The organism is Candidatus Nanosynbacter lyticus, assembly GCF_000803625.1.
Taxonomy (GTDB): domain Bacteria; phylum Patescibacteriota; class Saccharimonadia; order Saccharimonadales; family Saccharimonadaceae; genus Nanosynbacter; species Nanosynbacter lyticus.
In genome coordinates this window covers 675362-689234 of the sequence record NZ_CP007496.1, presented here as the reverse complement: position 1 = coordinate 689234, position 13873 = coordinate 675362, and the positions used below count along the sequence as shown (strand labels likewise).

Genomic DNA, 13873 nt, shown 5'->3' with positions numbered 1-13873 from the left:
TATAAAGTAGAGTAGTTTATTGAGCAAACTTGCTATACTAATGATATGCAATCGCAGAAAAAGGACTACATCTGGAACTCGTTAGGTTCATTGTTACAGAGTGCAATTTCACCAGTATTATTGATTGTTATTACGCGGTTGAATGGCATCGAGGATTCTGGGTTATTTTCGTTTGCGCTGTCGCTTTCGGTGGTGTTTTGGGCGGTTTCTTTATGGGGTGGTCGGACCTATCAAGTATCTGATATTAAGCGGGAATTTTCGAGTGGCGGCTATGTTGCTGTACGCTTCGTCGCATCACTCATTGTGGCGATTTCCGCGGTAGCATTTTGCTTCCTTAACGGATATAACACTACAAAGACAGGTCTGATCATGATTTTGGTAACCTTTAAGATACTAGAATCAATCGCCGACTCGCTATACGGTGTCCTGCAAATTCATCATAAGCTATATATCGCTGGCATATCATTAACTATGAAAGCGATGCTTGGTTTTGCGGCGTTCATGGCGGTTGACATTGTCACTAAAAATGTCATATACGGCACGTTGGCAATATTATTGATTAATATGCTGATTATATTCCTCTACGATATACTTTGGGTGCGGCGCGTTGAAACTATCAGTATAAGTAAAAAATTATGCAAAGAGTATATCACCCAGGCTGTTGTCATCATGAAACACACTTCAGTGGTGTTCGTTGTGATGTTTTTGACGATGTTTTCACTCAATATCCCGCGGTATTTTTTGGACAAGTCCCATCCTGACCAAATTGGCTATTTTGGCATTATGGCGATGCCAATTACGCTCCTTGGACTCTTCATATCGTTTATCATTCAGCCGAATGTCGTGAATTTGTCTGAGTTATTAGCAAAAGGAAAATTGAAGGAGTTCGCGCGAATTGTTGGTAAGATTAATCAAATAACTTTTGGGATGGGCGTACTTTCAGTTGTCCTGAGCTATTTGATTGGTGTTTGGATGCTTAACGTTATTTTTGGCATCAATATCAATAATTTCCGCCTTGATTTGACTATTATGGTGATTGGCGCGGCGGCGAACGCTTTTGTGTCGATTTATGTTAATTTGCTGATAATTATGCGTCGGTTTAAGGGGCAGTTTTATACATTGCTACTCACAGATGTTTTGGCGGTAGTGATGTCTATATGCCTGATTGAGCAGTTGGCGATGTTGGGTAGTGTGTTAGTTTTTATGCTGATCAGCTTTTTGCAACTAGCACTTCTGTTGGTTATCTACAAGCGGTCACTAAAAGATGCTATAATAATTGACAAGAGAAAAGGGGAGTTATGAGTAAGAAGTATGTAATTGTGGGAGCAAGTGGACAACTGGGTAGGGCGCTGTGTGTTATGTTTCCAGACGCCAAGGCGTTATCACGAGAAGAATTAGATATATCCGATGAAGCGCAAATAGACGCGTTTGATTGGTCGAAATACGACGTTATCATAAATGCGGCAGCCTTGGTTAACGCTGATGGTTCTGAGACAGACGACCTGCGTGCTAAGACGTGGTTGGCGAATGCTTATGGTCCACGCAACCTAGCTAAGATTGCTATTGAGCAGAATAAGACCCTTGTCCACTATTCATCAGATTATGTCTGGGACGGTCGGGAGAAAAACCATCAAGATGATGAAGTGGTTGCGCCTCTTTTGGTTTATGGAGAAAGTAAGGCGGCGGGTGATTTGGTGGTTAGCTTAGTGCCAAAACACTACATTATGCGGGTATCTTGGGTCGTTGGTGACGGTCACAATATGCCAAAAACTATGAAAAAATTGGCGGATATGCGCATCAATCCAAAAGTAGTTAATGATCAGTTTGGTCGGCTGACGTTTGCGTCAGAGATTGCTCGAGCTACTAAATATTTCTTAGATAATAACGTAGCATACGGACTATACAATGTCACTAACGAAGGTCCAGTTAAATCATGGTATGAAATTGCTGCCGATGTGTTCGAATACGCCGGACATGACCGCAATCGTGTGCAACCAATTTCTACCGAGGAATACGCTGCCAGCAAACCAGGCTTTGCGCCACGACCACTCAATAGTGATATGGACTTGTCGAAGTTGCGTCGAGCAGGTTTCACGCCAAGAGACTACACGGACATGCTGAAAGATTACATTAAACAACTGCCGGTTAGTGGATAGGAATTACAGTCATGAATAAAGGAATTATAAATGTTATATATCAAAGTGATGACAACTATGCCGTAGTCAGTGCAATTTCTATTGTATCGCTTTTGGAGAACAATAAACATTTGAAAGAGATTAATATTTTTTACCTCGGACACCAGCTGGAAAAAGATAGTATCAATAAATTCAACAAAATGGTTGGTAACTACCAGAATGCCACAATTACGTTTGTTGATGTCTCAAGCTACCATGATGAACTGAAAGAGATCGGCGTTAAGGCTTGGAAGGGGCTGTATATCACGTGGTATAAGATGTTGGCGTTTGCTAAGCTTGATATTAAAACGGACCGAATTTTGTACATTAACCCGCACACGGTGATTAGTGGTGCGCTTGATGGTCTTCTGGAGCTTGATTTCGAGGGTAATGTGATGGCTCTGTCGTACGACGCTACCATGGTGAACGCGCACAAAGATGTCATTGGTTTGAAACCAACCGACGGCTACTTTAACTGTGGAATTATGCTTATCAATCACAAAAAATGGATGAAAGATAAGATTGATGCCAAGATGCGCGAGCATTTGCGGCACAATAGCTACGAGGTGGCTGACCAAGATTTGTGCAACGTGTTTTTCAAAGGTAAGATCAAGAAAGTTGGTGTGGAATATAATTTCTCGACTGTTTTCTATGGCTATGATATTAAAAAATACATTAAAGCCAACGGTTTCTTGCCTGAAAGCTTTTACAGTTATGATGAAATCATGGAGAGTTACTACACGCCGAAGATCATTCATTCGCAGTTTGGTGTGAACGGTCGGCCATGGCAGCGGGGTAACGATAATCCAGTTGGTTTTTTGTGGCGTAAATATTTGAAACTAACGCCCTGGAAAAACGCTAAAATGCCAGTGGCGAAGAAAGACATAAACTGGCGACTGTATGACCTATTGCCGCAATCGATAATCGTCAATCTGTATACGTGGGCGGTTAATCGTAAGTTTGCAAAGACAAAATAGAGTGATAGGATAAGCGCTAAAACCGCGACAGGAAACTGTGGATGCGTGATGTCACGCGAAGTTTTGCTGCTCGTGCGGCTTTTTTCCAGCCAATCTCATTAAACCTATCGGAAAAATTATCATAGACTTCGTTCTCTTCCTTGAATCGGACACCATTTTTACCTTTTTCCTTGCTAGATAACGACTCGGCAAAACGGCGGTATTGAAAAGTTTCTGTTGTGTCAAAACAAAGCGAAGCGCCATCAATAATCATGGTTAATTCGACGATGACGTCTTCAAGGATTTTATACTTTGTATCAAATGAATATCGTTTGAGAGTATCGGTTTTCCAAGTGATGGATGGAAAATAAAGCCAATTACCGTGGCAAAGCGACGCGGCAAGTTTTTCGCCAGACAGTATGCTGGATTTTTTAGGCTGCAATATTCTTTTCACTTTATCGACAAGCGGTAGATATACGTTACTTTTGTCGTCGATTATTTGTACGCGAGGCTGATAAAAATCTGCTTCACCGATATTTTTTAGCATAGTTGCAACATAGTTAGGCAATAGCTTGTCGTCGCAGCCAACAATCATGCAATACGGTGCGCTTGCATGCTGAATAGCGTAATTAAAGTTGGCAGTGATACCAATATTTTTGCTATGTCTGATATATGTGATGCGTTTATCATTTAACTTTTTGTAATAATCATAGGCGGTCTTATCTGGATAATGATCGTCGAGGATCGTTAAATGCCAGGCTTTGCTGGTTTGTGCTAGCACTGAATCGACGGTTTGTTTCAGCAGTGAAAACTCACCCCAGTAAGGTACGATGATATCAATACTATTTTTCATCCGACAGCCTAATTGATAATTCTTGATGTAAATCGCGTAGTCTTCGCTCGTTTTGGTCGATACGCTGGCGCTGGTTGTTGGCGATGTAGAATAGCAAAATAATCGCTGTAGTTTGCAAAATATCAAATAAGCTTAACTCTGATGAATCCAGCGGCGGATGGCCAATCGAAATATTATACAGAGGAAATGACCCAATCAGGACAACCATGATAACTACCCAGATGATTAATTGATGACGAAAGCGTGCTACGCTGACTTTGCGCAGTTTGTACTGAGTGATGATATTGATCAATGCTGCTAAAATAATCGGCACATTAAGTAATACAAGGACAAGGTATCTCATTCGAATAACTCCGTTAAGCGTTGCTTAAATAGTCGTTTGACAATATTGATGGCATTCCAGTTGTTTTGACCTTTGGCACGGGAATAGTCGGTGTAAATTGCTTTAATTGGGTATTCGGAAATAACCATGCCTGCTTGTTTGGCGCGCCAAATCATCTCTGAGCAAAATTCGTAGCCAGTCGATTTCCAGTCGAGGTTATCAATTGCCTTTCGCGAGTAAACTCGCAGACCGGACTGTGAATCAGTGACATTGATGCCAAACAGAGCATAAGTGATGAAACTTAAGCCTTTATTTCCCAAAACCTTAGTCCTAGACATGCCTTCGCTATTGATGAGCCGGCTACCGATAAGTAAATCAGTGTTAGATTTGTCGCTCTGTCGAATGCCCGCCAAGACATCTTCTGGATCGTGCTGACCATCAGCATCCATGGTGGCGGCAATATCATAGCCGCGTTGCTGCGCGTAGGCAAGTCCAGTTAGTGTTGCACCGCCAGCTCCGGAATTCAAGATATGATCAATGACAATTGCGCCGCCTTTTTGCGCTTGATCAAGAGTATTATCCTTCGACCCGTCATTAACAAGTACGATATCTATCAAATAATCTTTCTTGGCTTTTGAAAAAACCTTCTTGGCTTTTTTAATTACACTTTCAATGACAGCTGCCTCGTTATAAGCTGGAATAATAACACAAACCCTCTTCATGTTAATAGTATAACACTATTTATAAATACTTACCGTAACCAGATTTTTTCAGCGGCTCAGAGAGCTTGCTAAGCTGATCCCGATTAATCCAGCCATTTTTAAAGGCAATTTTTTCTGGACTACCAATGATGCGGCCGGTTCGTTTTTGGATAACCCGAACAAAGTCAGAGGCATCGGTCAGGCTGTCAATCGTTCCAGTATCCAGCCAAACGTCACCGTTGTCTAAGGCTTGGACCCGCAGTTTACCGCGGCGCAAGTATTTAGCATTGATGGAGGTAATCTCTAGCTCACCGCGGTCGGATGGTTTGACGTTCTTGGCGATTTCGACCACGTCATTGTCATAAAAATACAAACCAACAACGGCAAAGTTTGATTTTGGCTTGGCTGGTTTTTCTTCAATGGAAATAGCTTGATTTTGTTCATCAAACTCGACAACACCGTATCGTTCTGGGTCAGAAACCTTGTAGGCAAAAACTATACCACCATCAGGATTAGTACACCCCTGTAGAGATTCATCCAGCCGCTCACCGTGGAAGATGTTATCTCCCAGGACTAACGCCACCTTGTCGTCGCCAATGAAATCTTCACCGATGATGAAGGCTTGTGCTAGGCCGTCTGGGCTAGGTTGAACGGCATATTCGAGGGTGATACCCCACTGTGAACCGTCGCCAAGGAGTCGTTGAAAGCCAGCCTGGTCGTCTGGTGTGGTAATTATCAAAATATCGCGAATTCCTGCCTGCATGAGTGTAGTAAGCGGATAATAAATCATCGGCTTATCATAAATCGGCATTAGTTGTTTACTGATCGCCTGAGTAATTGGCCAAAGGCGCGTCCCTGATCCACCTGCTAAAATTATTCCTTTCATAAAACTCCTTTTAGCTCAGTATATAATCTTTTAAGTCATGCGTCCAATCACAGCTAGTAAATCCAGTTGAATGTAACTTGTCAAGGCTCATGTTGCTGCCTAATGGACGTGGTGCAATCCCATCTTTGCCAGCAAAATATTCAGCCGTCGTCGTGTTGGTAACAGTCAGGTCATTGCGCCCAGCCAGCTTAAATATTCGCCTGGTAATGTCAGCCCAGCTTTCCAACGGGCCATCGTTGGTGGCGTTGTATGTGCCAAACGGTGCCTTAGTTGACAGCAGGTGGTCAATAATTCTCACCAATTCATTAGTAAAGGTTAGCCGGCCAATTTGGTCATGAACAACAGTTGGTGAAATATTTTTCTCCGCCAATCCCAGCATGGTGCGGACGAAATTTTTACCTTCACCAATCACCCAAGTAGTACGCAGTAGGTAAAAATTATCGAGTTGTTCAACCAACAAATCTCCAGCAGCCTTTGATGCACCATAAACACTCAGCGGACTAAAGTCTTCGCTTTCATAATGTGGTTCTTTTGTCCCGTCAAATACGTAATCGCTGGAAATATGTACTAAAGTCATATTGTGAGAGCGACAAACTCGGGTTAGGTTGGCAACCGCTGAGGCGTTAACCTTCCAGGCTGCAACGCGACCTTCTGGTGTTTCTGCGCCGTCAACATTAGTAAAGGCTGCTGCGTTTAAAACGATTGATATTCCTGACCAATCAAATGACTCAACTGATTGGCGGTCAGTAATATCCATCTCGTCTATGTCGGCGAACTGTGCTTCTGGATATTGTTGACGAAGTGCCCGCCCTAGTTGACCATTTGCTCCGACGATAAAAATGTTATTTGAATTCATATTAAACCTCCATTGGGATTACGTTTGTAAGTAGCGGGTGAGCGGCGTCCTTTTCAGAAATAATCGCTTGATCCTGGCTGATCGGCCAGTCAATACCGAGTGCCGGATCAAACAGATTGACAAAGGTGTATTTGGCGGCTGGCGACCAGTGCGCGTCAACCAGGTAAGTGTAGGCAATGTTGTCGTCAAGCGCTTGATAGCCATTGGCAACGCCTTTTGGTACGAAAATTGCTGTGCCGGGGTTAATTTCGTGCGTGAAAACTCGGCCAAAGCTGTCGCCTTTACGCAAATCGCACCACGAGCCGAACACCCGACCGTTGGCGGTGGAGATGAATTTGTTCCATGGCTCGGCGTGTAAGCCCCGAGTGGCGCCAGCTTTATCATTGAAGCTGATGTTGTTTTGCACGATGGTAAACGACGGTAGTCCCAGTGCTTCCATTTTTTCTTTTTGGTAGTTTTCTTTGAACCAGCCGCGATTATCGCCATGGACTGGTAATTTGACGACGAATAGACCAGGGATGGGTGATTCGGTGACGGTTAGTTCGTTGTAGTCGTTTGGATCAAACATAATTATTGTCCTTGTTTTGCATACGCCGCTTCGACGGCGTTTTTTTGTGCTTTCCACCAATCTTCGTTGGCGCGGTACCAATCAATGGTTTGCATTAGGCCGTCATGCATACCTGTTTGGTTATCAGTATATTGTGGCTGCCAACCCAGTTCGCGGCGCAGCTTGCTGGAGTCCATGGCGTAGCGCATATCGTGGCCAGGGCGGTCATTGACATGCTCATACCAATCCTTACCTTTGCCCATCAGCTCGCAAATTAGCTCAATCACCATCTTGTTATTGACGTGGTCGTTATCAGCACCGATTATGTACGTTTCGCCCAACTCGCCTTTTTCCAAGATGAGGTGAACTGCCGAGTTATGATCATCGACATGAATCCAGTCGCGAACCTGCTCGCCCGTACCGTACAATTTTGGTTTGATATCGCTCAAGATATTGGTGATTTGGCGCGGAATGAACTTTTCGATGTGTTGGTATGGACCGTAATTGTTTGAACAATTGGAAATCGTCGCCTTGATGCCGAAGCTACGAATCCAAGCGCGCACTAGCATGTCGCTAGAAGCTTTAGTACTGGAGTAGGGGCTTGATGGATTGTATGGTGTGTCTTCAGTGAAGCGGTTTGGATCGTCGAGCTCTAAGTCACCAAATACTTCGTCGGTCGAGATGTGATGGAGGCGCTTGCCGTGCTTGCGAATAGCCTCCAAGATGGTGTAAGTACCGACCACGTTGGTCTCGACAAACGGCCATGGATTGCGCAGAGAATTGTCATTATGGCTTTCAGCGGCGAAATGCACTACAATATCATTTTCAGCGACCAATTTGTCCATCAATTCAGCGTTGCAGATGTCGCCCTCCACGAAATTGATTTGATCGGCTACTGGCTGCAAATTAGCGCGGTTGCCCGCATAAGTTAACTTGTCGATAACAGTGATGTCATATTCTGGCTTGTGTTTGACGGTATAATGCACAAAATTCGAGCCAATGAATCCCGCGCCTCCCGTGACTAGCATCTTTGTCATAAGTATAGTATATCAGGTATAATATAGAAGTTACAGAGGAGGAAATATGAAGGTTGTAATTGTTAGTGGCTATTTTAATCCATTGCACGGTGGACATTTAGGCATGATTGAAGCAGCGGCAAAAATGGGTGATTATTTGATTGTGGTTGTTAATAACGACAAACAGCAATTGCTTAAAAAAGGAAAAATCATTCTCAATGAGGAAAATCGGCTTCGATTAATGCGAGCATTAAAAGGTGTTGATCAAGTAATGTTGTCTATTGACGAAGAGCCGCCAGTAACGGAGACGCTGGAAATGATTGCGCGACAGTATCCAGGTTGTCAATTGGTATTTGCTAATGGCGGCGATCGATCGGCGCCAGAGGTTGTACCAGAGCGTAATGTTTGTGAAAAATACAACATCGAAATGGTATATGGAGTTGGCGGTACAAATAAAGCAGATTCGTCTACGCGTATTAATCAGGCTACTGGTCAAGAAAGCTAGTTTTTATTCTGGCTACCGTATTGTTCATAAACCGCTAGCGTCTGCTCGGCCATCCGCTGCCAGGAGAAAGTTTTGACGTGCTGTTTGCCTTTTTTAATCAATTCTCGACGTAGCTTTTCGTCAGACAAAATTTCATCAATAGCTCGCGCTATATCCTCGACATCATACGGATCAAAATAGTGAGCGGCATCGCCGTGAGTTTCTGGCAGGCAAGTAGTGGTGCTTGAAGCAACTGGCGCGCCGTGTAGCATTGCCTCAAGACCTGGCAAGCCAAATCCTTCGCTAAGTGAGGGGAAACAATAAACAGCCGTATTTTCATACATCCAGCGCAATTGTTCATCTGATATAAAGTCAGTGAATACGACATTTTTAATTCCATGCTTATTGACATATGCTTCGTGGCGAGCATAATTACTGTCTTTTTTGCCAGCTAAAGCTAAAGTCAACTCTGGATATTTTTTTTGCAATAATGCAAAAGCATCAATCAGCCGCCGTAAATTTTTATGCGGTGTTGGCCTACCGATATACATAATAAATTTCTTGCCAATCAGATCTTTAACAGGCTCGTTACCCTTTGGTAGTTCGTCAGCCGACTCCAGTGTCACTGTAATTTTATCTGGACTAATACCAGTAAATCCAACCAAATCATTTTTCACGAAATCGGAAATAGTGATAATATGAGCGGATTTTCGAGCGACTTTTTTATTGACCCATTTGTAAATTTGTTGCTTTATCCAGAATATAACGGGATTTTTATCAGGATTTCTAAACCGAACAGTGGTTAGGTCTTGCATGGTGGTGACGACTGGACTAGCATGATACCAAACCGGCTGCTGAACCATTGCAAAATGCACCAGGTCTAGATTCAGCCCCTCCAATTGTTTTTTAAAATCAATTTGTTCAGCAAAAGTATATTCTTTATAAGGGCAAGCTACTTTTTGAAAACGCGGATTAGTTGGCTGCCAGCTATCGAAATCCTTTGGCTTTAGTAGAATAATATAGTCATTTTTCTTATCAATCTTTTGTAGATAATGAATCAGCCGTTCAATGTAGCGTCCAGTACTTGTTCGTAATGTGCGAGCGTCAATGGCGATTTTCATGAGAATACTCCTTCCATGATTTTTCAACTATATTTTTCATTGATTTGCGGAAAATGGCGGCTGAGAATTCATTGGCAGTAGCAGAAATTTTTGCTGGCGAAATTTTTTTGCCTGGCAACTCTTTCAAAGTTTTTACCAATTGTTCGGCCGTTTGTTCTGAGAAAAACCAGCCGTTTTTTTCTGGTTTAATATAATCAAGTGCGCCGCCTGCTTGGTAAGCGATTACCGGAATTCCTGCCGCTAAAGCCTCAACTGGCGCGATACCAAAGTCTTCGTGTGAACAAAAAATAAATAAATCGGCTTCTTTTATGTACTTTTCCCGCGTTGCATCATCAACAAATCCTAAGAAATTTGTATGTGGGCCGGCCAGTTTTTTTAGACGGTCCATGTCGGGACCCTTACCTATAATATCTAGTTTCCAACCAAGTTTTTGACAGGCGTTGATAGCTACATCAAGTCGCTTCATCGGCACAATTCGTCCCCAAATCAGGCAACGCGGCTTTTTAGGAATGATTTTTTTCTGACGAGTTTTAGATAGCGGCGAGAAATTCGATAGGTCAATGGGCGGAAAAATAATAGTGCTTTTTTTCTGGTAAAATTCTGTGATATCAGCTTGGATGCCGGTGGAATTGGCAATGAAAATATCAACTTGCTGGGCAGCAATAAAATCGCGTTTTTTCAGCGGACGAACCAAAGTTTTTAAGCCTAATCTGGCTAGCCAGCGCGGACGAAAACTGGGGCGCTTAATATATTCATCATAGTGCCGCCAATAAAAGTGCGTTGGCGTGTGGCAATAGCAAATATGCAGTTGTTCGGGGCGGGACTTACGGACAAATTTAGCTTCGCCGTTGCCCGAGCTAGAGAGGATAATGTCATATTGACTAAGGTCGAGCCGCGCAAACCACCATTGCCTCAAGAGCGGCAAAAAGCGACGGAGTTTTGAAAATGGCCAGCGCTGCAAATAGCCAGTAATGACTTTATTATCTAGTTTTTGTCGCCATTCATCGCTGCAAAAAGAAGTATAAATTGGTGCCTCTGGGTATAATTTGTGGATTTCTAAGACGACTTTTTCCGCGCCGCCGCCATACAGCCAGTCGTGAACTATGGCAATCTTTGGCTTGCTCATCAATTATCCTTTTGGAAAATAACCAAGCAGGTTTTTAATAGAATAGTAATATCCAACCATAAACTCCAGTTCTGTACGTAGTATAGATCAATTCGCCGCCGTTCCTCAAAGCTAATACTGCGCCTGCCAGAGACTACCGCCAGCCCAGTCAATCCGGATTTTACCGCCAGTAAAACATGTTTTTTATCGTATGCGCTGAGTTCATGCGGTACTAAAGCACGCGGTCCAACTAGGCTGATGTCACCCTTTAGGACATTAAACAACTGCGGCAATTCATCCAGACTAAACCGGCGGATAAAACGGCCGACTGGCGTAACGCGAAAATCTTGATCAAGTTTATCGCCGTTTTTACGATATTCTTCAATCAGCTCCGGTTTGCCGACCATTTGGAATACTTCTTCGTCAGTCTTACCGTCAAATTTGGCATAATGCGAGCGGAATTTGTAAACTTTGAACGGCCGGTTGTAACGAGTGAGACGCTTTTGTTGTTTGCCGTGCATCAGGATTGGGCCGGCTGGATCGCTAATTTTCACGGCAATTGCTACCAAAAGCATTATCGGCGAGGCTAAAATAATACCAATTGTTCCGCCGACAATATCCATAACTCGTTTCACAATCTGGCCATAGCCCATCAGCGGTGTTGGGTGGGCGTGAATTAGCGGCACGGAATCAATGATGTCAATCGTGTGCTTAGTGGTCATAATTCCGTCAAATTCTGGTGCTTGATAAAAATCTAAATAATGTTTCTGGGCGAGCTGGTAATTGTTATTAACATTTTTTGAATCAGTTTGGATAATAACGTCAATTTTATCTCTGGTTAGTGCTGATTCTAATGATGAGCGTCTGAGACTTTTCAGCTCAATCGGTATAAACTCAGCTCGTGCTACAATTCCGCTGACCCTAAAGCCAGTTAGTGGATTATTCTCAATAAAATCGGCTAAAACATGAGTTAAGTCGCAATTGCCGACTATTACGACTCGACGTGCACCCAATCCACGTTTTAATAACCGTAAACGAATGATATTGGCGGTGCTACGAAAAACCATCAATAGAGCAAAGCCAATCACGGTAGCATAGACAGCGACAAGCTTGGCTGGAAACAGCGGCGTGTTGGTGAAAAAAGTTACTGAAATCATAATCATAATTCCGGTAACTGATGCCAGAAGAATTCGTCCAAATTGGCGTAAAGGATGGGTGTAGCTTTCGCGGTCGTAAAGTCCGAAGAAATAGAACATTATAATCCATAGCGGTAAGGTCATAGCGATAGACGTAATGAAATCTAAAGCATTGATACTGACGTGGAACGGTCTAGGATCTAAGGATATGCGTAAAATATAGGCAATAGTAAAGGCGCTCAATAAAGCCAAGATATCAAGAACGACCAGAACAACTTTGAAGTAAAAATCAGACTTTTTCCGCATAATCTCTGGGGTAATTATACAAAAATATACCAATTATAGCAAAACAATGAATTGTGTTAATAAAACTGCCAAAAAACCAGAAATGGATAAGTAGTGCAGTGGTTAATGAAAAGATAAGCTGCGCTTTAGGGTGGCAGATATTTTTTATAGCAAAGAAGATAATTGTAAGAGATGGTAGGATGAGCGGCAATAAGCCAATGATGCCGAGTCCGCTAAGTAGTAAAACGTAGAAAATGTAGACGGTTTGGTCGGTCGGTACGCTAATGTGGAGGTGCTTTTGGATGAAGCTGCCGAGATTACCGAGGCCGACGCCAAAGAATAACGTACGAGGCGAACTCAGCCAGGACTTAAGGGCTAGGTCGCTGGCGCTAAGACGATCGTTAGCTGAAGCTTCAACGAATCCGGTAGGCTGGAAGTCCTGTTTTGTCGGGGTGGATTTTATATCTGAGGTCTTCTGTTGAGAAGATGGTGCTGGCTGGGTTTTAATGACAGTTTTTTGCGGTATTTTAATTCGGCCGAGGGATAATTGGTCAATCATACTAACAAGCGTGTTATGTGCTATAAACGGCGAACTGCTATAGCGAATATTGGCAGACAGAAATAGTAAAGTAAATCCGAAAAACGTGCCGATAATAATCAGAGGAAGGTTTTTATAGAGGAAAGAAATATTGAGGCGCTTGATTGAGGCGATAGCGATGAAAATTATAATGGCTAGAAAAATTGCTAAAAATCCGCCGCGAGAAAAGGTTAAGGCTATGGCTGTGGCAGTGAAAAATAAACTGAGTTGAGTGAGGCGGGATTTTGGTTGGAAGAGGGCTAAGAAAAAGGCGGGTAGCAGGGCATTGGCTAAAAACTGTGGTTCAGCGGCGAATAGATTGATGCGCGGAAAACCAAAAACGTCAGCTTTACAGCCAGAACAAAGCGTGCCAAAGCCAGTTGGTTCGAAGGTGGCAACGACGAGCTGGATAATTGCTAAGATTCCGAAAACCAGACCGCTCCATAAACCAAACTTGACTAATCTGTGTTTTTTGGTCTTTGACAATTCTGTATAAACCACGCCAGCCGACAAGCCTACAACTAATAAAAATAAGAGCGACAATGAATAAAGCGCAGTGCGAAGATGCGCTTCGGCAAAAAAGACGCCTATAGCCATGGCTAGAAAAATTGCTAAAAACCCGCCAATTAGGTAACGATTTTTAAGGAAGGTTTGCCGTTTCTTAAATAATATCGGTATCGTGGATAGTACTAGGCTGACTGCAACTAACTGATATAGACCTAATCGTAATGAAGGAAAATCAAGGATTGCTAAGTTGAGGCTGGGATGCAAGGCAAATGCACCACCGAAAATAACCGTTACGAGGAGCCAAAATTGAATATCATTGATGAGGTTTTTTGACATACTGTAAGTAT

13 protein-coding genes and 1 pseudogene are annotated in these 13873 nt (G+C 43.0%); 4 read left to right on the top strand and 10 right to left on the bottom strand.

Annotation, left to right across the window (positions count from 1 at the left end; translation table 11 throughout):
• The first annotated feature begins 45 nt into the window (after positions 1–45).
• The 3 genes from TM7x_RS03650 to TM7x_RS03640 are packed head-to-tail and all read left to right on the top strand — an operon-like array spanning position 46 to position 3151.
• Positions 46–1302 carry a lipopolysaccharide biosynthesis protein gene (locus TM7x_RS03650; protein ID WP_039327892.1) on the top strand — a complete coding sequence of 419 codons (1257 nt, stop codon included), beginning with the start codon at positions 46–48 and terminating at the stop codon, positions 1300–1302.
• Positions 1299–2156 (top strand): SDR family oxidoreductase, encoded by an 858-nt coding sequence (locus tag TM7x_RS03645; RefSeq protein WP_052198883.1) that lies wholly within the window; start codon positions 1299–1301, stop codon positions 2154–2156. The genes TM7x_RS03650 and TM7x_RS03645 overlap by 4 nt, the downstream gene beginning before the upstream one ends.
• 11 nt (positions 2157–2167) lie before the next feature.
• Positions 2168–3151 carry a glycosyltransferase family 8 protein gene (locus TM7x_RS03640; protein ID WP_039327889.1) on the top strand — a complete coding sequence of 328 codons (984 nt, stop codon included), beginning with the start codon at positions 2168–2170 and terminating at the stop codon, positions 3149–3151.
• A 16-nt stretch (positions 3152–3167) separates the two neighbouring features.
• Here the strand turns inward: TM7x_RS03640 and TM7x_RS03635 are convergent, their stop codons facing one another.
• From TM7x_RS03635 to rfbB, 6 genes and pseudogenes are all read right to left on the bottom strand, one after another.
• Positions 3168–3983, bottom strand: coding sequence for a glycosyltransferase family 2 protein (locus TM7x_RS03635; protein WP_052198882.1), 816 nt, complete (start codon positions 3981–3983; stop codon positions 3168–3170).
• Positions 3973–4326 (bottom strand): hypothetical protein, encoded by a 354-nt coding sequence (locus TM7x_RS03630; RefSeq protein WP_039327887.1) that lies wholly within the window; start codon positions 4324–4326, stop codon positions 3973–3975. Before TM7x_RS03630 ends, TM7x_RS03635 begins: the two co-directional genes overlap by 11 nt.
• A complete protein-coding gene (locus TM7x_RS03625) occupies positions 4323–5027 on the bottom strand; it encodes a glycosyltransferase family 2 protein (protein ID WP_052198881.1) in 705 nt (234 codons plus the stop codon). Before TM7x_RS03625 ends, TM7x_RS03630 begins: the two co-directional genes overlap by 4 nt.
• Before the next feature lie 19 nt (positions 5028–5046).
• Positions 5047–5892, bottom strand: coding sequence for a glucose-1-phosphate thymidylyltransferase RfbA (rfbA, locus tag TM7x_RS03620; RefSeq protein ID WP_039327884.1), 846 nt, complete (start codon positions 5890–5892; stop codon positions 5047–5049).
• Positions 5893–5902: 10 nt separating this feature from the next.
• Positions 5903–7316, bottom strand: a pseudogene (locus tag TM7x_RS04230) (sugar nucleotide-binding protein).
• A 2-nt stretch (positions 7317–7318) separates the two neighbouring features.
• The gene (rfbB, locus tag TM7x_RS03605; protein WP_039327881.1) at positions 7319–8332 is read right to left on the bottom strand and encodes a dTDP-glucose 4,6-dehydratase; all 1014 of its coding nucleotides are present in this window, start codon (positions 8330–8332) and stop codon (positions 7319–7321) included.
• Positions 8333–8378: 46 nt separating this feature from the next.
• Here rfbB and TM7x_RS03600 point away from each other — a divergent pair, with 46 nt between their 5' ends.
• On the top strand, positions 8379–8816 hold the full coding sequence (locus tag TM7x_RS03600; protein ID WP_039327879.1) for an FAD synthase family protein: 438 nt from the start codon (positions 8379–8381) through the stop codon (positions 8814–8816).
• Here the strand turns inward: TM7x_RS03600 and TM7x_RS03595 are convergent.
• The 4 genes from TM7x_RS03595 to TM7x_RS03580 are packed head-to-tail and all read right to left on the bottom strand — an operon-like array spanning position 8813 to position 13862.
• Complete coding sequence (locus TM7x_RS03595) at positions 8813–9916, bottom strand: glycosyltransferase family 4 protein (RefSeq protein ID WP_039327877.1); 1104 nt, start codon at positions 9914–9916, stop codon at positions 8813–8815. The two genes, TM7x_RS03600 and TM7x_RS03595, sit on opposite strands and share 4 nt — an antisense overlap.
• Positions 9900–11042: a glycosyltransferase gene (locus tag TM7x_RS03590; protein ID WP_039327875.1), complete on the bottom strand. Its 1143-nt coding sequence runs from the start codon at positions 11040–11042 to the stop codon at positions 9900–9902. The genes TM7x_RS03595 and TM7x_RS03590 overlap by 17 nt, the downstream gene beginning before the upstream one ends.
• Positions 11042–12463: a sugar transferase gene (locus TM7x_RS03940; protein WP_052198879.1), complete on the bottom strand. Its 1422-nt coding sequence runs from the start codon at positions 12461–12463 to the stop codon at positions 11042–11044. Before TM7x_RS03940 ends, TM7x_RS03590 begins: the two co-directional genes overlap by 1 nt.
• Complete coding sequence (locus TM7x_RS03580) at positions 12447–13862, bottom strand: O-antigen ligase family protein (protein ID WP_039327873.1); 1416 nt, start codon at positions 13860–13862, stop codon at positions 12447–12449. The genes TM7x_RS03940 and TM7x_RS03580 overlap by 17 nt, the downstream gene beginning before the upstream one ends.
• Positions 13863–13873: the final 11 nt, after the last annotated feature.